The organism is Micromonospora sp. DT41 (genome assembly GCF_049841715.1).
Lineage (GTDB): Bacteria > Actinomycetota > Actinomycetes > Mycobacteriales > Micromonosporaceae > Micromonospora > Micromonospora profundi.
In genome coordinates this window covers 116,769-136,623 of sequence record NZ_JBNCKU010000016.1, presented here as the reverse complement: position 1 = coordinate 136,623, position 19,855 = coordinate 116,769, and the positions used below count along the sequence as shown (strand labels likewise).

At 71.3% G+C, this 19,855-nt stretch carries 16 protein-coding genes; 7 read left to right on the top strand and 9 right to left on the bottom strand.

What is annotated here, in order from left to right:
• Positions 1 to 18 precede the first annotated feature (18 nt).
• Together ACLQ23_RS25695 and ACLQ23_RS25690 are read right to left on the bottom strand one after the other, a co-directional pair.
• Complete coding sequence (locus ACLQ23_RS25695) at positions 19 to 1,668, bottom strand: hypothetical protein (protein ID WP_355594444.1); 1,650 nt, start codon at positions 1,666 to 1,668, stop codon at positions 19 to 21.
• A gap of 298 nt (positions 1,669 to 1,966) precedes the next feature.
• Positions 1,967 to 3,721, bottom strand: coding sequence for a right-handed parallel beta-helix repeat-containing protein (locus tag ACLQ23_RS25690; protein WP_425736103.1), 1,755 nt, complete (start codon positions 3,719 to 3,721; stop codon positions 1,967 to 1,969).
• Between the two features lie 339 nt (positions 3,722 to 4,060).
• Between ACLQ23_RS25690 and ACLQ23_RS25685 the strand changes: the two genes are divergently transcribed.
• Complete coding sequence (locus tag ACLQ23_RS25685) at positions 4,061 to 4,522, top strand: hypothetical protein (RefSeq protein ID WP_355594448.1); 462 nt, start codon at positions 4,061 to 4,063, stop codon at positions 4,520 to 4,522.
• Positions 4,523 to 4,737: 215 nt separating this feature from the next.
• Here ACLQ23_RS25685 and ACLQ23_RS25680 read toward each other — a convergent pair whose 3' ends face one another.
• Positions 4,738 to 6,219, bottom strand: coding sequence for an aminopeptidase P family protein (locus tag ACLQ23_RS25680; RefSeq protein ID WP_425881213.1), 1,482 nt, complete (start codon positions 6,217 to 6,219; stop codon positions 4,738 to 4,740).
• 133 nt (positions 6,220 to 6,352) lie between these two features.
• Here ACLQ23_RS25680 and asnB point away from each other — a divergent pair, with 133 nt between their 5' ends.
• On the top strand, positions 6,353 to 8,314 hold the full coding sequence (gene asnB, locus ACLQ23_RS25675) for an asparagine synthase (glutamine-hydrolyzing) (RefSeq protein WP_355594452.1): 1,962 nt from the start codon (positions 6,353 to 6,355) through the stop codon (positions 8,312 to 8,314).
• 78 nt (positions 8,315 to 8,392) lie between these two features.
• Here the strand turns inward: asnB and ACLQ23_RS25670 are convergent, their stop codons facing one another.
• Positions 8,393 to 9,529, bottom strand: a complete 1,137-nt coding sequence (locus ACLQ23_RS25670; RefSeq protein ID WP_425736104.1) for a lytic polysaccharide monooxygenase auxiliary activity family 9 protein — start codon at positions 9,527 to 9,529, stop codon at positions 8,393 to 8,395.
• 459 nt (positions 9,530 to 9,988) lie between these two features.
• On the opposite strand from ACLQ23_RS25670, the gene ACLQ23_RS25665 reads away from it, so the two are divergent.
• On the top strand, positions 9,989 to 10,918 hold the full coding sequence (locus ACLQ23_RS25665; protein ID WP_425736105.1) for a PfkB family carbohydrate kinase: 930 nt from the start codon (positions 9,989 to 9,991) through the stop codon (positions 10,916 to 10,918).
• A 118-nt stretch (positions 10,919 to 11,036) separates the two neighbouring features.
• Here ACLQ23_RS25665 and ACLQ23_RS25660 read toward each other — a convergent pair whose 3' ends face one another.
• Positions 11,037 to 11,867 (bottom strand): MBL fold metallo-hydrolase, encoded by an 831-nt coding sequence (locus ACLQ23_RS25660; protein ID WP_355594458.1) that lies wholly within the window; start codon positions 11,865 to 11,867, stop codon positions 11,037 to 11,039.
• A complete protein-coding gene (locus ACLQ23_RS25655) occupies positions 11,864 to 12,268 on the bottom strand; it encodes a thioesterase family protein (RefSeq protein WP_355594460.1) in 405 nt (134 codons plus the stop codon). Before ACLQ23_RS25655 ends, ACLQ23_RS25660 begins: the two co-directional genes overlap by 4 nt.
• Positions 12,269 to 12,406: 138 nt before the next feature.
• Here ACLQ23_RS25655 and ACLQ23_RS25650 point away from each other — a divergent pair, with 138 nt between their 5' ends.
• On the top strand, positions 12,407 to 13,501 hold the full coding sequence (locus ACLQ23_RS25650) for a phosphatase PAP2 family protein (protein WP_425736106.1): 1,095 nt from the start codon (positions 12,407 to 12,409) through the stop codon (positions 13,499 to 13,501).
• A 42-nt stretch (positions 13,502 to 13,543) separates the two neighbouring features.
• Here the strand turns inward: ACLQ23_RS25650 and ACLQ23_RS25645 are convergent, their stop codons facing one another.
• The 3 genes from ACLQ23_RS25645 to ACLQ23_RS25635 all read right to left on the bottom strand — a co-directional run bounded on the left by ACLQ23_RS25645 (position 13,544) and on the right by ACLQ23_RS25635 (position 16,298).
• On the bottom strand, positions 13,544 to 15,082 hold the full coding sequence (locus ACLQ23_RS25645) for a PH domain-containing protein (RefSeq protein ID WP_425736108.1): 1,539 nt from the start codon (positions 15,080 to 15,082) through the stop codon (positions 13,544 to 13,546).
• 82 nt (positions 15,083 to 15,164) lie between these two features.
• Positions 15,165 to 15,704: a PH domain-containing protein gene (locus ACLQ23_RS25640; RefSeq protein ID WP_355594546.1), complete on the bottom strand. Its 540-nt coding sequence runs from the start codon at positions 15,702 to 15,704 to the stop codon at positions 15,165 to 15,167.
• Positions 15,705 to 16,067: 363 nt separating this feature from the next.
• Positions 16,068 to 16,298: a hypothetical protein gene (locus ACLQ23_RS25635; protein WP_355594466.1), complete on the bottom strand. Its 231-nt coding sequence runs from the start codon at positions 16,296 to 16,298 to the stop codon at positions 16,068 to 16,070.
• Positions 16,299 to 16,539: 241 nt separating this feature from the next.
• Between ACLQ23_RS25635 and ACLQ23_RS25630 the strand changes: the two genes are divergently transcribed.
• The 3 genes from ACLQ23_RS25630 to ACLQ23_RS25620 are packed head-to-tail and all read left to right on the top strand — an operon-like array spanning position 16,540 to position 19,573.
• Positions 16,540 to 17,646 (top strand): AAA family ATPase, encoded by a 1,107-nt coding sequence (locus tag ACLQ23_RS25630; protein WP_355594468.1) that lies wholly within the window; start codon positions 16,540 to 16,542, stop codon positions 17,644 to 17,646.
• On the top strand, positions 17,625 to 18,626 hold the full coding sequence (locus tag ACLQ23_RS25625; protein ID WP_355594548.1) for a DUF58 domain-containing protein: 1,002 nt from the start codon (positions 17,625 to 17,627) through the stop codon (positions 18,624 to 18,626). The genes ACLQ23_RS25630 and ACLQ23_RS25625 overlap by 22 nt, the downstream gene beginning before the upstream one ends.
• Positions 18,623 to 19,573, top strand: a complete 951-nt coding sequence (locus ACLQ23_RS25620) for a VWA domain-containing protein (RefSeq protein ID WP_355594470.1) — start codon at positions 18,623 to 18,625, stop codon at positions 19,571 to 19,573. Before ACLQ23_RS25625 ends, ACLQ23_RS25620 begins: the two co-directional genes overlap by 4 nt.
• The last annotated feature ends 282 nt before the right edge of the window (positions 19,574 to 19,855 follow it).

Genomic DNA, 19,855 nt, shown 5'->3' with positions numbered 1-19,855 from the left:
GTGCTCACCCGAGGGTGATCAGGCGAAGCAGTTCTCGATGGTGCCGCCCGGGATGGCCAGGCAGTTCGTCGGACGGTTCGCGGTGATCGCGGACTTGTTGTCGACGTTCACCTCGCCGAAGAAGCTGAAGACACCGCCCGGGGCGAAGGTGGAGAAGTTGTGCGCGACCTTCGTCTTCGACAGGTTGACCTCGCCGAAGATGTTGAAGATGCCGCCGCCGACCCCGATCGGGCCGATGGCCCGGTTGCCGACAACCTCGCTGTCGCGCAGCGTGGTGACGCTGAAGGCGTTGAAGACCCCGCCGCCGAAGAACCCGGCGGTGTTGTCCTTGATCTCGGTGCGCTCAGCGGTGACCGCGCTGTCGAAGGCGATGGCAAGGCCACCACCGACGCCGGCGGTGCTGTTCTTCTCCACTGTGACGCCGTGCAGGTTCAGCTGGCTGTCCGCAGCGGCCAGACCGCCACCGGCGACGACCGCGGTGTTCGAGACGAACTTCGTCTCGTACGCGGTGGTGTTGCCGCCGATGTCGAGGAGGCCACCGCCGAAGCCCAGCGTCTCGTTGTCGCTGATCTCGGCCTTCTTCAGCTCGACCGTCCCACCGTCGATGTCGTCGGCGAAGATGCGCGCGGCTCCGTTGGAGATGCCGCCACCACCGATGATCGCGGTGTTGTCCTTGACCTTCGACTCCTCGACCCTGAGCAGGCCGGCGTTGAAGACACCGCCACCGAAGAAGAAGGCGGTGTTACGGGCCACGGTGCTGTGCCAGATCTTCGTGGTGCCGAAGTTGGCCACACCGCCGCCGTTGCCGCCGGACTGGTTGAGGACGACCTCGGACTCGAGGATCTCGGCGGTGCCGCCCGGCTGGACCAGGATGCCGGCGCCGTCGTTGTCGCCCGGCTCCTCGACCAGCGGCGTGACCGCACCCGCCGGCGCCTTCGGCGCGGCCTTGGGAGCGGCCTTCGGGGCCGCCTTCAGGCCCGCCTTCGGGCTGGCCTGCCGCGCGGTGAGCGCCTTCTCCAGCGGTACGCCGGACTTCACCTCGGCGGCGATCGCCTCGGAGTCCGAGTAGGACGCCCAGACGGCGGCCGGCTCGACGGCCTCGAGCAGTTCGAGGGTCTGGCCGCCCTTGATGGTCAGGCCCTTGATGGTGAGGTGCCCACCGGTGCCGACGTTGAGGATCCGGAAGTAGTCAGCCGTGGCGTCCCGAACGATCGAGGTGTGCTCACCCTTCAACGTGATCCGCTCGGTGATGACCGGCAGGCCGTTGCCCTCGTAGTCGTTGCGGGTCAGGTTGTAGGTGCAGCCCTTGGCCAGCTCCAGCACACCGCCGTGCTTGCTGTTGGCGAAGACGATCGCCTGGATCAGCTTGTCGGTGTCGCAGGGCACCTCCTTCCCGCGCTCGTGGTCCTTGTCCCGGTCCTTGCCCTTGTCCTTGTCCCGGTCCTTGTCCCAGTCACGCCCGTGGTCGCCGCCCTGGTCGCCGTCCCTGCTGACCTGCGCGGTGTTCCAGTTGAGGCCGCTGACCGCACCGGCGCTGCCCGCGACGCCCACCGCCGCGAGACTGATCACGCCCGTCAAACCGGCCACGCCACCGGCGAGCCAGAGCTTGCGGCGGCGCTTGGCCGTCGCCTGCCCGGAGGCTTCGTTGTTCGTTAGGTAGTTGGACATCGGAGCTCTCTGCCCTCTCCTCGTACCAGACAGGGTCGCCGCCCTCAGACGGACGTCCCCTGCTACAAATCGGTTGTAGCTCCCAAAAACACCGTATGAGAATGTTCCTCGCCTCGGGGGCGTATCCGAAACAACCCCACATTAGGTTCACGTTCGGTCCGGACCGGCCGCGACGCCCCGGCCGGGCACACGGCCCCCAAGGCCGCCGTCGGGCCCGCGAGGAGCCCAAATGGGTACGCCCCTCCGCGCCGTCGCCGGCTCGGAGGGGCGCGCCCTCTATGTGGTTCAGCCCCACCTGTCAGGCGAAGCAGTCCGGAACGTTGAAGCAGTTGGTGGGGCGGTTGGCGGTCACCGCGGACTCGTCGTCAAGCGTCACGGTGCTGCCGAGCTGGTTGAAGACCCCACCGGCCGGGAGCGTGGCGAAGTTGTGCGCCACAGTCGTCCGGCTCAGGGAAACCTCGCCCCCGTCGGTGTTGTAGATGCCGCCGCCGCGAGCGAACGGACCGATGGCCCGGTTGCCCACCACCTTGCTGTCACGCAGCGTGGTGACGCTGTCCTCGTTGAAGAGGCCGGCGCCGAAGAACCCGGCGGTGTTGTCAGTGATCGCGCTGTTCTCCACTGTCGCGGTGCTGTCGAAGGCAACCGCCAACCCGCCACCCACACCAGCGGTGCTGTTGCTGGCCACGGTGGCGTTCTTGAGGGTGAGCTGGCTGTCGGCCACCGCGACGCCGCCTCCGGCGAGAACCGCGGTGTTGCTCCTGACCGTCGTGTCGTGCAGGGTCGTGGTGCCCTCGACGTCCAGGACGCCACCGCCGAAGCCGAGCGTCTCGTTGTCGGTGATCTCGCTCTTGTAGACCCAGACCGAACCGCCGTCGACCTCGTCGCCGAAGATCCCGGCCGCGCCGTTGGCGATGCCGCCACCACCGATGATCGCGGTGTTGTCCTTGACCTTCGACTCGTCGACCTGGAGTACGCCGGCGTTGAAGATGCCGCCGCCGTGCAGGAACGCGGTGTTGTGGGCCACGGTGCTCTTGCTGAGCTTGGCGGCGCCGAAGTTGGCCAACCCGCCACCGTTGCCACCGGACTGGTTGTAGAGCAACTCGCTGTCCAGGATCTCGGCCCGGCCACCCGGCTGCACCAGCACCCCGGCTCCGTCGTTGAACCCGGGCTCCTCCACCAGAGGCACCACTGCCCCCGCCGGCTTGGCGGCCACCGTGGCGGGCTCGGCCTTCGCGGTCGCTGCCGGCTTGGCCGTCGTCGTGGCTGCTGCCGTGGCCTTGGCCGCCGCTGCCGGCTTGGCCGCTGCCGTCGCCTCGGCCGCTGCTGGCTTGGCTGCCGCCGTCGCCTTGGCTGCCGCTGCTGGCTTGGCGGCCGCCGCTGCCGCCGGCTTGGCCTTGGTGGTGGCCTCCGGCTTGGCTGTCGCACCCGGCGCGGCGGTGGTGGCCGCCGGCTTGGCGGCCGCCACGGTGCTGCGGACCGAGGCCGAGTACGGCGCCCAGACCGTCGCCGGGTCCAGGGTCATCGCCCGCTGGATGGTCTGCCCGCCCCGGATGCTCAGACCCTTGAGCGTGAGATGCCCACCCGGACCGACGTTGAGGATGCGGAAGTAGTCGGCCGTGGCGTCGCGACCGATGGTCGTGTGGTCGCCCTTGAGCGTGACCCGCTCGGTGATCACCGGCAGGCCGTTGCCCTCATAGTCGTTGCGGGTCAGGTTGTAGGTGCAGCCCTTGGCCAGCTCCAGCGTGCCGCCGTCCTGGCTGTTGGCGAAGACGATCGCCTGGATCAGCTTGTCGGAGTCACACGGCACCTGGCTGGTGTGCTCCTTGCCGTCGCGCTTGGCGTACCGGTCGTCGCCACCGCTCCACTCGCCACCGCCCCACTCGTCCTGGCCGTCGTTCTCCTTGGTGCCGTCGGTCTTCTCGCCAGCGTCGCTGACGTTCTGCCGGTTGGTCGACGACTGCGCGTCGGACACGCGGCCGGAACTGGGCTTGTCGTCACGCGCGGCCACCCCGCCGAGGGCCGCCAGGCCCACGACGCCGGTCAGCCCGGCCACGCCGGCGACCCACAGCGCACGTCGCCGTCGTGTCGGCGGTGCCGTCGGGGGCCCGCCCTCGGTACTCGTTAAGTCGTTGGACATCAGAGCCTTCCGCCCTTTCCTGCTATCAGACGGGGTCGCACCACCCGAGGCGTCGCGACCAGCTACAAATCGGTTGCAGCCTCTGATGCCCACCGTATGAGAACTATCTTCGCGAGGCGGACGTATCCGAGATAACCCCACATTCGGCCCAGGTTGGGCCATGTGCCGGTGAACGGAGCGTGACGGTAGGAAGGGATGCCGGCAGCCCATACACCCGAACGAGGTCCTGTGCTCCTTTGCAGTACGGTCCCGCCCATGGCGATTCCCGTGCGCGTGCCGATCGCGTATGAGCCCGACTACCACACCCGCTTCATCGGCCAATACGACAAAGGCCAGTTCTTCGGCTCCGTCACCGCGACAGTGGAGGATGGTGCGGGAGCCGACGACGACTGGCATCGCCACAAGCGGTGGTACGCGGTGCTGCACCGGTTCGACGCCGACGGCGCGCACACCGACTCAGACATCTGGTTCGCCGGCACCAGCGAAGACGAGGAAGCCTCGTGCGATCGCGCGGAGGCTCGCCTCGTCGAATGGCTCGACGCGCTGCCCGGTCGGGTCTTCGCCGACATCGCGATCGGCCTCTTCCAGGTCGAGGTCGACGGGCACGTGTTCGGCCTGATCGACGGCTCGGAGGACTACGACGGCGAGGACCATGCCGAGTTCGTCCCCGACGATCTGGGCTTCGACCCGCCCTGGGACGGCTGCTACGACACCTGAGCGGCCCGGTCTCGCCGACCGCCCGGCGCAGCGTGGCCGCCCTCGGCTGATCGCCTCGGCCCGCTGGAAACCGGGGTGTTCCGGACGGCGGACACCGCGTTTCCATCGAACCCGAGGCGATCACCCGGGTACGGGAGCCGCCCATGCCAAAGCCGGGCCGGACGTCGATACGTCCGGCCCGGCGGGCAGGTGCTGTCAGTCGGTGGCGCTCCCGGTCAGCCGGGCAGGCGGGGACCCGCGTCCCGCTGCTCGGCCAGCCAGGTCTCCACCTCGTCGGCGGTGCGCGGCAGACCGGCCGACAGGTTCACCGCACCGGTCGCCGTGACCAGTACGTCGTCCTCGATGCGGATGCCCACGCCGCGCAGCTCGGCGGGGACCAGCTCGTCCTCCGGCTGGAAGTACAGCCCGGGCTCGACGGTGAGCACGTAGCCCTCGCCCAGGGCGCCGTCGCGGTAGGTCTCCTTGCGGGCGTTCGAGCAGTCATGCACGTCGATGCCGAGCATGTGGCCGAAGCCGTGCAGCGTCCACCGCCGGTAGATCGAGGACTTCTCGTCCATCGCCTCGTCCACGCTCACCGGCAGCAGGCCCACCTCGGACAGGCCCTCGGCGAGCACCCGCATGCAGGTCAGGTGGACGTCCTTGAACTTCACCCCGGGGCGGATCGCGTCGATGCCGGCCTGCTGCGAGGCGTACACGATGTCGTAGACCTGGCGTTGCAGGGCGGTGAACCGGCCGTTCACCGGCAGCACCCGCGTCACGTCGGCGGTGTAGAGGTTGCGCCCCTCGACGCCCATGTCCATGAGCAGCAGGTCACCCGGACGGGTGGCGCCGTGGTTGTGCACCCAGTGCAGGATCGTGGCGTGCTCACCGGCGCCGACGATCGAGCCGTACCCGACGTCGTTGCCGTCGTGCCGGGCGCGCAGCGCGAAGATCCCCTCCAGCAGCCGCTCGGAGACGGCGCGGTCGGCCGGCAGGGCGCGGGCCACGTCCTCGAAGCCGCGTACGGTGGCGTCGATAGCGTCCTGGAGCTGGGCGATCTCCCACTCGTCCTTGACGAGCTTCTGCTCCGAGATGGCGATGGCCAGCTCCCGGTCACGTGGCGGCTGCCCCTCGACGCGGACCCCGTCATACGGGCGCACGGCGGCGTCGACCTGGGCGTCGAACCCGCGCAGCACCCGGGTGCGGCCGGGCGCCAGGTCGGCGAGCGCCGCCTCCAGGCCGGTCAGGTCGGCGGTGGGCAGGCCCAGCTCGGTGGACTTCTCGCCGAGCGTGTGCCGTCGGCCCACCCACAGCTCGCCGTGGCGGCTGCGGAAGAACTCGTCGGTCTCCCGCGAGGAGCGCGGGCGCATGTACAGCGTGGCGTCGTGCCCGGACCCGTTCGGGCGCAGCACCAGCACGCTGTCCGGGTCGTGGTCACCTGTCAGGTAGGCGAAGTCGCTGCCCGGACGGAACGGGTACGCGGTGTCGTTGGCGCGTACCTTCTCGGGGCCGGTCGGGATCACCAGGGTCTCGCCGGGGAAGGCGGCGGACAGCGCGGCACGCCGCTTGGCGTAGTTGGGGGCCTCCGGTCGAGGTGTCACAGGCAGTTCGGTGTCCTGCCAGCCCGTCCGCATGAAGGACAGGAACGCCTCCGGGAAATCCGGATCGTGCGATTCCGTACCGTCCGCCGGCGTACCGTCGGTGCGTCCCTCGGTCATTGCGCCGCTCCCTCCGCTTCGTTGCTGGTCCCGACGGTACCGCGCGCCCGGCTCGCGGTGGTGCCGCGCGGGAGCGCTCCGGATCGACGGACGGCTGCTACGGGCCGGCAGAGCGCGTGGGAAGATGACCACCATGTGCGGACTTCTGGCCTTCTTCAGCGCGAACGGCAACGCCGCCGCGCACCGCGACCACATCGCCGGAGCCTTGGAATGCCTGCACCACCGCGGCCCCGACGAGACAGGGGTCGAGGTGGTCGGCGATGCCTCCGGCCGGTACGCGGACGGAGTGTTCGCCCACAAGCGGCTCGCCATCATCGACGTAGCGTCGAGTCACGAGCCGCTGCCGTATGCGAACGGTCGTTACCTGCTCACCTTCAACGGTGAGATCTACAACTACATCGAGCTGCGCGAGGAGCTGATCCGGAACTTCGGCGCCCAGTTCGCCACCGCCGGAGACGGCGAGGTGATCGTCGCCGGCTACCACTACTGGGGCGAGCAGGTGCTCACCCGGCTGCGTGGCATGTTCGCCTTCGTCATCTGGGACCGGCAGGAGCGGCGTGCGTTCGGCGCCCGTGACTACTTCGGCATCAAGCCCCTGCACTACCTGGAGACCGCCGACGGGCTCTACCTGGCGTCGGAGAAGAAGGCGCTGCTGCCGTTCGCGCACAGCGCCTACCAGGGCGACGCGGGCGTCGACACGGCCAACCTCAGCCACTACCTGACCCTTCAGTACGTCCCCGAGCCCGGCACCTTGCACAAGGGCATCAACCGGATCGGCTCGGGGGAGTACCTGACCTGGACGCCTGGCGCACGGATCGACGTACGCCGGTGGTACCGGCCGGTGTTCCGGCCCGCGCCCGTCGACGACGAGCAGAAGCTCTACCACGAGATCCGGGAGACGCTGCGCGAGAGCGTCCGCATGCACATGCGCTCGGATGTGCCTGTCGGCTCGTTCCTGTCCAGCGGCATCGACTCCACAGCTGTGGTGGCGCTGGCCCGCGAGTTCAACCCGAACATCCTCACCTTCACCGTCGGCTACGACGTACCGGGATATTCGGAGATCGACGTCGCGCAGGAGTCGGCCCGGCACCTGGACGTCACCACCATCCCCACCAAGATCGGTCCGCAGGACATGATCGACGCGCTGCCGAAGATCGTCTGGCACCTTGACGACCCGGTGGCGGACCCGGCGCTGGTGCCGCTGTACTTCGTGGCGAAGAAGGCCGCCGAGCACGTCACAGTGGTGCTCTCCGGTGAGGGCGCCGACGAGTTCTTCGGCGGTTACACGATCTACCGCGAGCCGCTGTCGCTCGGCACCGTCAACGGCCTGCCCGGCGGTGTGCAGAAGGGGCTGCGCGCGGTCTCCAAGGCGATCCCGCAGGGGGTCAAGGGCAAGAGCTTCCTGGAGCGCGGCACCACCCCGATCGAGGAGCGCTACTACGGCAACGCCCGGATGTTCACCGAGGAGGAGAAGCAGCACCTGCTGCGTCGCTACGACCCCTCGGTGCGCTACACCGACGTGACCGCGCCGATCTACGCCGAGTGCACCGAGCTGGACGACGTCACCAAGATGCAGTACGTCGACCTCTACACCTGGCTGCGCGGCGACATCCTTGTCAAGGCCGACCGGATCTCGATGTCGCACTCGCTGGAGGTGCGGGTGCCGTTCCTCGACCGTGAGGTCTTCGACGTCGCCGCGAAGATCCCGGTGGACCTCAAGCTGCCGCCGCGCTCGGACGCCACCAAGTACGCGATGCGTCAGGCGTTGCAGGGCGTCGTGCCGCCGGCCATCGTCAACCGCAAGAAGCTGGGTTTCCCGACCCCGACCCGGGTGTGGCTGCGCGGTGAGATGTACGAGTGGGCGCGGCACGTGCTGAGCACCTCCGGCGCGGGTGATCTGCTCGACCTGTCGTACGCGCTGCGGCTGCTCGACGAGCACAAGCGGGAGGAGGCCGACCACTCCCGCAAGGTGTGGACGGTGTTGATCTTCTGCATCTGGCACGCGATCTTCGTGGCCAAGACCCTCGACCCGGGCATCCAGCGCAACCAGTCCGCCCTGCTCACCAAGCCCGTCGTCGGGTCCATGGTGCGCTGACCCGACCCCTGTCGACCAAGAGGTTTGCGCCAGCCGGAGCAGTTCCGGTGACGCAAACCTCTTGGTCGTTTCAGGGGGTCAGCGGCCTGTGCAGCTGACCGTCGGTAGACCGTTGGTGCCGTTGGTGCTGGCCAGGAAGCCGAAGGTCGTGGTGCCCTCCGGTGCGACAGTGGCGTTGTACGCGACGTTCGTGGCCGTCACCGACGAGCCGGACGAGGTCTGTGTGGCACCCCAGATCTGGCTGATGGACTGCCCGTTGGGCCAGGTCCAGCTCGCGGTCCAGCCGTTGTACGCCCTACTGCTGTGGTTCATGATCATGACTTCGCCCTGGAAGCCGCCCTGCCAGGCGCTGACGACCTTGTAGACGGCCATGCAGTCGCCACCCGGCGCCGGCGTGGTCGGCGGGGGCGTGGTCGGCGGCGGCGTCGTGGGCGGAGGCGTGGTCGGCGGGGGCGTGGTCGGCGGAGGCGTGGTGGGCGGCGGGGTGGTGGGAGGCGGCGTACCGCCCGGACCCACACCCGTCACCTGGCCGTTGCCACCGTCGAAGGTCACGTCGGAGCAGCCGAAGAAGTTCTCCTGCGAGTCCGAACGCACCCAGCGGGAGTAGATGATGTGCCGGCCGCTCTTGCCCGAGGGCAGGTTGCCGCTGAAGTAGTAGTGGCCCTCGTTGGTGCCGACGCTGCCGCGCTGCGGCGGGTTGGTCACCTGGAGGAACGGCTGCTCCTCAAGGTCACTCCAGGCCAGCGCCCGGGTCGGGCTCCAGCTGTCCTTCGTCACGTAGAAGTAGAAGGTGCCCGGGTGGTGCGCCCAGTTGCTGTACCGGAAGTCCAGCCGCGCACCGGCCGTCAGGTGGGTCAACGGCCAGTCGGTGCGGGGCAGGTCGAAACCCCGGAAACCGGTGTTGCCGCCACTGCACAGCTGCCCGTCCGGAATGAAACCGGTGGTCCGACCACCGGCGTCCGAGCGCAGCACGCTGAACCAGTTGTAGAGCGAGTTCGCCCCGCTCTGTGCCACGGCAGCGGAACACGCGGGGTTGTTCGGCCTGATCTCACCGGTCTGGCTGAGGCCGTCCTGCCAGCACAGGTAGGTGCGGCTGCCCGGGGTCATGGCCGCGCCGTGCGCGGCGGCCGGCTCCGGAGTGGTCGCCAGGGCGACGGCGCCCAACGCGAGGGTCACGGCCGCGGTGAGCAACGCAGCCGTACGGGAACGGTTCACGGGTTCTCCTGACTCGCGAGGCGTGCTGCCCGAGCCGCCCCGCCTGGGATGTGGTCTTTGTCGCATCGCTGCACTGAGCCGAGGCGACGATCACGGTGATGGCGATGCGCCCGGCGGAGGGGATCGGCCGGCGGGCACGCGCCATCAACGGTCCTGTCCTGGGACCGGTGCCCTCGCGTCACACAACCCGGCAACCGGCGGCGCGACAGCCCCTCGCACCACCTGGTACGCGTCATCCCATCACGCAACCGTCCGCCGCGCAATAGTCGTTCCTCGATGTATGGAATCGACGCACGGGCAGCCCGACGGCACGGCGCCTCCGCGGCTGCCGCCGTACCGATCCACAAACCGGATCGACCGGTCCTGCGTCTTCGCCGCTCATCGGCCCGCGCGCTGTGCCAGCCTGATGCCACGCCGGCCGTCACGGCGGCGGCCGGTGTCGATCAGGAAGGGACGAGGATGGGGTACGCGGTGGTGCTCGGCGAGGCGCTCGTCGACCTGGTCGACACCGAACGCGACGGGGAACGGGTCTACCGGCAGGCGATCGGCGGCAGCCCGCTCAACGTCGCAGTCGGGGTGGCTCGGCTCGGCGGCCGAGCGGAGTTCGTCGGCTCACTCGGCGACGACCTGCTCGCGGACCGGATCCGCGCCTTCCTCACCGCAGCCGACGTCGGGCTGACCGGCGTGGTCACGGCACCGGCGCCGACCCCGCTTGCGGTGGTCACCCTCGACGGCCCGCGATCCGACGTCCGTCACTACGGTCAGCCGCCCTCGTACGCGCTGCTCGCCGCCGACGACCTGGACCGGGCGCTGCTGGAGGGCGCCGACGTGCTCTGCTGCGGCTCGGCAGTGCTGCTGGGACCGGGCACCCTCGCCGCCGCCCGGCGGGCCTGGTCGCTCGCCACCGGTCTGCGGGTCCTCGACCCGAACGTGCGGCCCTGGCTCCTGGACGGCCCGGCCGCGCTGGATGGGCTGCGCGAGGTAGTCGCCGAGTTCGCCGCCGGTGCGCACCTGGTCAAGCTGAGCAGCGCCGACGCGGACCTGCTCTACCCGGGCGAACCGGTCGAGGGCGTCGCCGCGTACCTGCGGGAACTGGGCGCCGCCACGGTGGTCGTGACCCTCGGCGCGGCCGGCGCGGTGCTGGCCGCCGCCGACGCCGACCCGGTGCGGGTGCCGACACCCAACGTCGTCGACACCAGCGGCGCCGACGACTCGGTGGTGGCCGCGCTGATCGCCGACCTGCTCGCCGCCGGAGAGCCCGAGCACCCGGACGGCTGGGTCGAGCGGGTGGCGTTCGCGCTGCGGGTGGCCGGCCTGGTCTGCGAGTCACCCGGCGCGGCCACCGCCATGCCCACCCGCCCCGAAGTCCAGAACCGCTACAAGCCCTGACCCCGCGCCGTGCTCCCCGTCCCCTGTCCTGCGTCGATCTTGCACTTTCGGTCGCGGCTTGATCCCGGTCTGCGGCTTTTACCCGGGCAGAAACTGCAAGATCGGCAGGAGTCGGCGGTCAGGCCGCGCCGTCGAGCTCGCGGTAGCCTCGGCGGGCCGCGGTCAGGGCCGCGCGGGCCCCGAAGGGCGCCTCGGCGGCCACCCGCTCCGGCGGCGCGCCGCCGGTGTGCGCGGCCCGGATCAGCCACGCCAACCGCACCAGCTCGGCGTGCTGGGCGCGGACGAAAGCGGGATCCACCGGGTCGCCGTGACCCGGCACCACCACCGTGGCCGGGGTCGTGAGCCGCAGCAGGTCCGCGACAGCGTCCGGCCACTGCAAGGGGTACGCGTCCTCGAAGGCGGGCGGACCACTCTGCTCCACCAGATCACCGGCCACCAGCACGTCCGCGTCGGGCACGTGCACCACGAGATCCGCGTCGGTGTGCCCCCGCCCCGGATGCCGCAGCAGCACCCGCCGGCCACCCAGGTCGAGCGTCGTCTCGGTGTGCACGGTGTGCGTCGGGGCGAGCAGCGCGGTGTCGGCCAGTTCGGCGGCGAGCGCCGGGTGCTCCGCGCGCACCTCCTCGTACGCCTCGCGGCGCAGCCGCTCCGGCTCGTCGCGCAGAGCCTCGGCGGCGCGCTCATGCGCGTACACCGGTCGCTGTGGGTCCCCGGCGAGCACGGCGTTGCCGAAGCAGTGGTCGTAGTGGTGATGGGTGTTGACAAGGGTCAGCGGACGGGCGGTGACCGCCCGGACGGCGGCGGCCAGCCCGGTGGCCTGCGCGGCCGAGGAGAGAGTGTCCACCAGGAGCGCCTCGTCGTCGCCGACGACGAGCGTGACGTTGATCCGCAGCAGCGGCTCACGCAACACGTGGACCCGGTCGGCGACCTCGACGAAGCCGCGGCTCACGACGTCCGCCCGGCGCGGTCGACGAAACGCTGCCGATCCACCATGATCCGGTCCACGCGGCCCCGCGCCACGGTCTGCGTGTCGTCGCTGACGGTGACCTCGAACGACAGCCGGCGACCGTCGACGGCAGCCAGCACCGCCTGCGCCCGGACCGTCCGGCCCACCACCGTCGGCGCCAGGTGCTCCAACTCGACACGGGTGCCCACCGTCGTCGACCCGGACGGCATCCCGGTCGCCGTGGCCGCGACGGTCGCCGCCTCGGCGAGCGCGAGCACCCGTGGTGTACCCAGCACCGGTACGTCCCCGGAACCCACCGCCTGGGCGGTGTCCGCGTCGGTGACCGTCAACTCGACCTGGGCGGTCAGACCCGGCGCGAAGGCCGGCTCGGGCTGCTCCTGCATGGTCGTCAGCCTAGGTGCTCGCCGTGCCCGCCGAGCACACGCCCGAGGATCCCGCCACCGACCGCCATCCACCTGGGTACGGCTCCGCCGGGTGGTCGCCGTCGGTCGATGCCACCACCGTCGTTAACCTTGACCGCGATGGCCGTCGTGACTGACCCCCAACCCCCCGCCCGGACCGACCCGCCCGCGTCCCCGGACGGGGGCCGTCGGCGCGTCGTCGCCATGACGATCTGGGCTGTCGCATTCGTCGCCGCCTGGCTCGGAATCGGGCTGCCCACCGACCCGGCGTACGCCTTCGTGTGGATCTGGGCCGGGACCATCGCCTGGAACAGCGACCGACCGTGGCGCAGCCACCTGCGCTTCGCCCGGGACTGGGTGCCGGTGGTACTGCTGCTGGCCGCGTACAACCTGTCGCGCGGGTTCGCCGACAACGGGGCCACCCCGCACGCCATGGAGCTGATCGTCGCCGACCGGTTCATGTTCGGCTGGGCGACCGGCGGCGAGGTGCCGACCATCTGGTTGCAGGAGCACCTGTACCGCCCGCAGGTGCAGTGGTGGGACATCGCGGCGAGCTGGGTGTACTTCTCGCACTTCGTGGTGGCGCTTGCCGCCGCCGCGGTGCTCTGGCTGCGCGACAGGCACCGCTGGGCCGCGTACATGCGGCGCTGGGGGTTCCTCTGCGCCGCAGGCCTGGTGACCTACTTCGTCTACCCGGCCGCCCCACCGTGGTGGGCCGCGCAGCACGGCCTGCTCACCGAGGTGCTCCGGATCTCCACAAGGGGTTGGAAGGCGTTCGGCATGCACGGTGCCGGCAACCTGCTCAACGCCGGCCAGATCGCCTCGAACCCGGTCGCCGCCATGCCGTCGCTGCACACCGCGTGGGCGCTGTTCGTCGTGGTGTTCTTCCTGGGCACGACCCGCCGCCGCTGGTGGCCACTGCTGTTCGCGTACCCGTTGGCGATGACCTTCACCCTTGTCTACTCGGGTGAGCACTACGTGATCGACGTACTTGTGGGCTGGGCGTACGTCGGCCTGACCTTCCTCGTGGTCGGCCTGGCCGAGCGCGCGTGGGCGGCGTGGCGGGCCAAGCACCCGAAGGCCGGGGCGGAACCCACCGATGCGGAACCTCCCGGCGCGGAACCTCCGGGCGGGGAACCGCCGGGGTCGACGACCGGCCCCGACAGCGTCGCCGGACGTCCGGCCACGGCACCAGCGGTACCCGCCGACCGCTGACCGCACCCGAGGTGATCAGGGCATGATCACCACTGGAGTGGATCAGGCGGAGCGGCGGGCGGACTGCGCTCGGGTGGTCAGTTCGGCCGCCAGGATCCACGCCTCGGCCAGGTCCCGGTCCTCGGCCGCCGCTCCCGATCCGCCCGCCGTGTCCGCGTGTACGGTCGCCAACCCCAGCAGGCGCTGCACAGGCCCCTGCACGACCCGGACGCTCTGGATCCGGGCGTACGGCACGATCGCCAACTGCCTGGTGAGCAGCCCGGACCGGGTGGCGAAGACCCGATCGAACAGACCCGCGCCGAGCGCGCCACGGCCCAGCGGGTGCAGCCAGCGCGCCCGGGACGGCGGGCGGTGCAGCGTCAGCGTGTCGAGGCGTACACCCGGTAGGACCTCGGCGACGATCATCGTCGCGGTCGGCAGGTCACCGACCGGCAGCAACCGGTCGGGACGGTTGCGGTCGTCGGCCTCGCCGACGGAGTAGCCGGCCACCTCGAGGCGGAGCCGCAACCAGCCCTTGACCCGCCAGAGCAGCGGCCAGGTGGCCCGCACGGTCTGCACCCGGTGCAGCGGTACGGTCTGCGCCCGCGTTTCCAGCAGCCCGTTGTGCACCCGCAGCGTGCCGCCGTCGCGGGCCAGCCGGAAGTTCCAGTCGTCGAGGACCCGGCGGATCGGTTGCAGCAGCACACCTGCCATCGCGGTGAGCGTGCTCGCCACAGCGATGAACGACCACGACTCGGCGGTGACGAACTGCACCACGACGAACGCCAGGCCGAACGGAAGCAGGAACGCCTGCGGGGTGAGCAGCTGGCTGACCAGCAGGTCGTTGTTGCGTACCGCGTGCAGTGGCCGGCCCGGCGCGGGCGCCTGCGGTGGCGCACCACCGGCCGTCGTCGGCGCCGCGACGTCCGGCGCCGTCCGTCCGGCCAGCGCCAGCAACCGTTCGCGCAGCCGGGCCGCGTCGGCGACCCCGAGGTACGCCAGCGGGGCCTCGGTCTTGCCCCCGCCGACCACCTCCAGACGCAGTTCGGCCAGGCCGGTGAGCTGGGCGAGCAGCGGCCGGACCACCTCCACTGCCTGCAACCGTTCCAGCGGGATGGCCCGGGTACGCCGCCAGAGCAGCCCCTCGTACACGCGCAGTTCGCGGCCCACCACGTGGTAGCCGGTGTTGTACCAGCTGACCACCGACAGCACTGTGGCACCGAGCGCCAGCACCACCACCATCGCGGCGAACCAGCCGAAGCCCACCCGGGACAGCGTCGACCAGGACAGCCCGGCGATCACCACGACCAGTGACTTGGCACCGTGCAGCACCGGACTGAGCGGATGCAGCCGCTGGCGCGGTTCGCCGCCACCCGGCGGCCCCGGCCATTGCTGAACAGCGCCCGGAGGTACCGCGCCGTAGGGCCCCGCGCCTGGCGGTGGAGGGCCGTAGGGTCCGGCGCCCGGCGGCACCGGGCCGTAGGGTCCCGTCCCTGGCGGCGGAGGGCCGTAGGGTCCCGTGCCAGGCGGCGGAGCGCCGTAGGGGCCCGCGGCGGGGTACTGAGGCGGTGGACCGGCGGGAGGCGCGTCGCCGGACGGCATGGACGGGCGGGTGCCCGGCTCGGTGGGACTCTCGCTCATCGGGCCGACCCTCGGCATCGCCGACGGGTGCCCAGCCGGGCGGTCACAGCCCTTCCGCCCGGTCCTCGCCGAGCGCGGTGAGCCGGTCGCGCAGGCGGGACGCCTCCGCCGGGCGCAGCCCCGGCACCCGGGCGTCGCTCGCGGCGGCGGCCGTGTGCAACTGCACGGTGGCCAGGTTGAACGCACGCTCCAACGGGCCGGCGCTCACGTCGACGAACTGCATCCGGGAGTACGGCACGATGGACAGCCGTCGGACCAGTAGCCCGTGCCGCACCAGCAGGTCGTCGTCGCGTTCCGCGTACCCCCAGGCCCGGACCGCGCGGATGATGGCCGTGGCCCGCCACGCGCCGAACACGAGCACGGCGGCGAAGGCGACCCCGAACAGCCCGTGGCCGCTCAGCGCCCAGCCGAACGCCGTGACCGCCAGCCCGATGGCCACCACGATCGCCAGCCGGATCAGCTCCACCCAGATCAGGTCGGTGGAGATCGGCTGCCACTGGACGGAATCCGGCCACGGGTCCAACGGGCCCCGCCCGCCGGGCGCGGCGGAGGTGGACAGCGGGTCGGCGCCCGGTGGCGGCAGGAGACCGGGTGGCGGCAGGAGACCGGGCGGCGGCAGGTCGGGTGGGCGTGAGCTGGCGTCGTACCCGCCGGAGGGAGGTAGCGCGTTCGGCGGTAGCGGTGCCGGCGACGACGCGTCCGGCGGTGTGGGCTCCGGGCCGAGCGTTCCCGGCGCCGGGAACGCGCCGGGCGGCGGTGGGACGCCGGGCGGCGCGGCGGCCGGGGTGGGCGGCCAGGACGGGGAGGTGGGGTTCGGCGGGCCGGCGCGATCCTCCGGGCTCACCGACGGGACCCGTTCCGCGCGTACGGCGCTGCCGTTCCACGTCGTTCGTGGACGGCGCGCGACGTCACGCTGCTGTGCCTCATCGTTTCCTCGCTGCGCTGATCACATGTCGAGGGTAGGTGATGTGGGCACCGGAGTGACGGTACGCAGGAAGCCGCGAGCGTCCAGGAAGTCGCCCAGACTGCCCCGGTGGTCGTCGCAGGCGAGCCAGGTCTTGCGTCGCTCGGCGTCGTGCAGGCGCGGATTGTTCCACTCCAGGGCCCAGACGGCGGTGGCACGGCAGCCGCGGGCCGAGCAGACAAGGGCCTCGTCGGCGGGGGAGGGGATGCTCATCACGGTCAGTCTAGGGCGGCCGGAGAGGAAGTTTGAGCGCCGGGCGGCCACGGGGGGAGCCGCCCGGCGACGGGATGAATGGTACACACCACGGGCGGGTCGGTGTCCACCCGTGACGGGCGATTCGGTTGGCGGGGACGGCGTGGCGAAAATCGGCTTCTCCCCACCACCACACTCAGCTGGGCGTGCGAGTCTTGATACCGCACCAGCCGCGACGACCGACAAACGCTGTGGAGGACCGGTGGCCCAGCCGACCACGCCCGATGCCCCGACGCCGAACGGGGCGGCACCGGAGACGCCCGCGCCGGTGACGACGCCAGCGCAGGACGCCACCCTGTTGGAGAAGGCGCTGTTCGAGATCAAACGGGTGATCGTCGGGCAGGACCGGATGGTGGAGCGGATGTTCGTGGCGCTGCTCGCCCGGGGTCACTGCCTGCTCGAAGGGGTGCCCGGGGTGGCGAAGACCCTGGCCGTGGAGACCCTCGCCAAGGTCGTCGGTGGCTCGTTCGCGCGTGTGCAGTTCACCCCTGACCTGGTGCCGGCCGACATCATGGGTACGCGGATCTACCGGCAGTCGAGTGAGAAGTTCGACGTCGAGTTGGGCCCGGTCTTCGTCAACTTCCTGCTCGCCGACGAGATCAACAGGGCGCCGGCCAAGGTGCAGTCGGCGCTGCTGGAGGTGATGAGCGAGCGGCAGGTGTCCATCGGCGGGGAGAGCCACCGGGTGCCCGAACCGTTCCTGGTGATGGCAACCCAGAACCCGATCGAGCAGGAGGGCGTCTACCCGCTGCCGGAGGCGCAGCGGGACCGGTTCCTCATGAAGATCGTGGTCGGCTATCCGACCGACGCCGAGGAGCGCGAGATCGTCTACCGGATGGGCGTTGCCGCTCCGGAGCCGGCGGCGGTCTTCGACACACCCGACCTGATCGCCCTGCAACGCAAGGCGGACCAGGTATTCGTGCACAACGCGCTCGTCGACTACGCGGTCCGGCTGGTGCTGGCCACCCGTACCCCGGCCGAGCACGGCATGCCCGACGTCGCCCAGCTCATCCAGTACGGGGCCAGCCCGCGCGCCTCTCTGGGCCTGGTCCGGGCCACCCGCGCGCTGGCGCTGCTGCGCGGCCGGGACTACGCGCTCCCGCAGGACGTGCAGGACATCGCCCCGGACATCCTGCGGCACCGGCTGGTGCTCAGCTACGACGCGCTCGCCGACGACGTGCCGGCCGACCACATCGTGCACCGGGTCATGTCGACGATCCCGCTCCCGGCGGTCGCACCTCGGCAGCAGGCAACCCCGTCGCCCACAGTCGCGCCGCCGGGTGCAGGCTGGCACGGGCAGCGGCCGTGACCTCACCCACCCCTCGTCCCGCCCCCCTCGGCGACCGCAGTGAAGCGGTGCTGTCCCGCCTCCAACTGCTCGTCACCCGCAAGCTCGACGGTCTGCTCCAGGGTGACTACGCCGGCCTGCTGCCGGGGCCGGGCAGCGAGGCGGGGGAGTCGCGGGAGTACCGCCCCGGCGACGACGTACGCCGGATGGACTGGCCGGTCACGGCCCGGACCACGACAGCGCACGTGCGGCGTACGGTCGCCGACCGGGAGTTGGAGACGTGGCTGGCGCTGGACCTGTCGGCGAGCCTGGACTTCGGCACCGGGCAGTGGCTCAAACGTGAGGTAGTGGTGGCCGCCGCGGCGGCCATCGCCCACCTGACCGTGCGCGGCGGCAACCGGATCGGCGCGGTGATCGGCACCGGCGGCGGTGCGCCCGCCCCGACCCGCCGTTGGCGCGGTGGCCCACCGCCGACTGGGCCGGGAGTGCTCACCCGGCTGCCGGCCCGCTCGGGCCGCAAGGAGGCGCAGGGCCTGCTGCGTACTGTGGCCGGCACCGCGATCCAGCCCGGCCGGGGCGATCTGGGCGCCCTCGTCGAGATGCTCAACCGGCCGCCCCGACGACGTGGGGTGGCCGTGGTGGTCTCGGACTTCCTCGCGCCGGCCGAGCAGTGGGCCCGGCCGATGCGCAAGCTGCGGGTGCGGCACGATGTGCTGGCGATCGAGGTGGTGGACCCGCGCGAGCTGGAGTTGCCCGACGTGGGGGTGTTGCCGGTGGTCGATCCGGAGAGCGGTGAGCTGCACGAGGTGCAGACCGCCGACCCCCGCCTGCGGCAGCGGTACGCCGAGGCTGCCGCCGCCCAGCGCGCCGCGATCGCCGCGGCGCTGCGCGGCGCCGGCGCTGCCCATCTGCGTCTGCGTACCGACCGAGACTGGCTGCTGGACATGGTGCGTTTCGTTGCCGCGCAGCGGCACGCCCGCACCCGGGGGACGACACGATGATCCGTTTTCTGCAACCGTGGTGGCTGCTGGCCGTGCTGCCGGTGCTCGCCCTCGCCGCGTTCTACGTCTGGCGGCAGTTGCACCGCCGGGCGTACGCGATGCGGTTCACGAACGTGGACCTGCTGCGGACTGTGGCGCCGAAGGGTCTGGGCTGGCGTCGGCACGTCCCGGCGACGGCGTTCCTGCTCTGCCTGCTGGTGCTCGCCACCGCGCTGGCGCGTCCCGCCGTGGACCGCAAGGAACCGTTGGAGCGGGCGACAGTGATGCTGGCCATCGACGTGTCGTTGTCGATGCAGGCCGACGACGTGGCGCCGAACCGGCTGGAGGCCGCGCAGGAGGCCGCCAAGCAGTTCGTCGGTGAGCTGCCGGAGAGCTACAACCTGGGCCTCGTGTCGTTCGCCAAGGCGGCGAACGTGCTGGTGCCGCCGGGCAAGGACCGGGACGCGGTGACCGCCGCGATCGACGGGCTGGTGCTGGCCGAGGCGACCGCCACCGGTGAGGCGGTGTTCACCTGCCTGGAGGCGATCCGGTCGGTGCCGGCCGACGGCGCGGCCGGCATCCCACCGGCACGGATCGTGCTGCTCTCCGACGGGTTCCGCACCTCGGGTCGATCGGTGGAGGAGGCAGCGGCCGCCGCGCAGGCGGCAAACGTGCCGGTGTCCACTATCGCCTTCGGCACCGACACGGGCCAGGTCGACATCGGCGGGCAACTCCAGCGGGTGCCTGTGGACCGGCTCGCGCTGGCGGAACTGGCCGAGACCACCGAGGGCTACTTCTACGAGGCGGCGTCGGTGAGCGAGCTGAAGCAGGTCTACCAGGACATGGGCAGCTCGATCGGCTTCCGTACCGAGCCACGCGAGGTGACCCAGTGGTACGCCGGGCTGGCGCTGCTCCTGGCGCTCTGCGCCGGCTCGCTCAGCCTGCTCTGGTCGTCCCGGATGCTCTGAGCCGGTGGGCCGGCGGTGGTCAGTGGCCGCCGCCGGGCAGGGCTCGGTGGGCTGGCCGGCCGGCTCAGTGGCCTCCGCCGGCCAGGACGAAGATGACGGCCACCCAGACGGCGGCGAGGGTGAAGCCCAGCGGGGCGACGTAGCGGCTCATGGATGGCTCCGGGTGGCGGCAGGACGATCCGCGGGGCAGGGCGGACCGCAGGGGGTGGGGACGCGCACACGAAGTCGTGACCGGGCAGCTCCCGGCAACCGTCCGGTCATCGGACGGCGCGCGGCACACGC

Coding starts and splice junctions, on each gene's coding strand:
- ACLQ23_RS25680 (WP_425881213.1), bottom strand. CDS start 6,219: ATGACCGAGGGACGCACCGACGGTACGCCGGCGGACGGTACGGAATCG.
- ACLQ23_RS25650 (WP_425736106.1), top strand. CDS start 12,407: ATGGCCGTCGTGACTGACCCCCAACCCCCCGCCCGGACCGACCCGCCC.
- ACLQ23_RS25695 (WP_355594444.1), bottom strand. CDS start 1,668: ATGTCCAACTACCTAACGAACAACGAAGCCTCCGGGCAGGCGACGGCC.
- ACLQ23_RS25655 (WP_355594460.1), bottom strand. CDS start 12,268: ATGCAGGAGCAGCCCGAGCCGGCCTTCGCGCCGGGTCTGACCGCCCAG.
- ACLQ23_RS25685 (WP_355594448.1), top strand. CDS start 4,061: ATGGCGATTCCCGTGCGCGTGCCGATCGCGTATGAGCCCGACTACCAC.
- ACLQ23_RS25645 (WP_425736108.1), bottom strand. CDS start 15,082: ATGCCGTCCGGCGACGCGCCTCCCGCCGGTCCACCGCCTCAGTACCCC.
- ACLQ23_RS25635 (WP_355594466.1), bottom strand. CDS start 16,298: ATGAGCATCCCCTCCCCCGCCGACGAGGCCCTTGTCTGCTCGGCCCGC.
- ACLQ23_RS25665 (WP_425736105.1), top strand. CDS start 9,989: ATGGGGTACGCGGTGGTGCTCGGCGAGGCGCTCGTCGACCTGGTCGAC.
- ACLQ23_RS25620 (WP_355594470.1), top strand. CDS start 18,623: ATGATCCGTTTTCTGCAACCGTGGTGGCTGCTGGCCGTGCTGCCGGTG.
- asnB (WP_355594452.1), top strand. CDS start 6,353: ATGTGCGGACTTCTGGCCTTCTTCAGCGCGAACGGCAACGCCGCCGCG.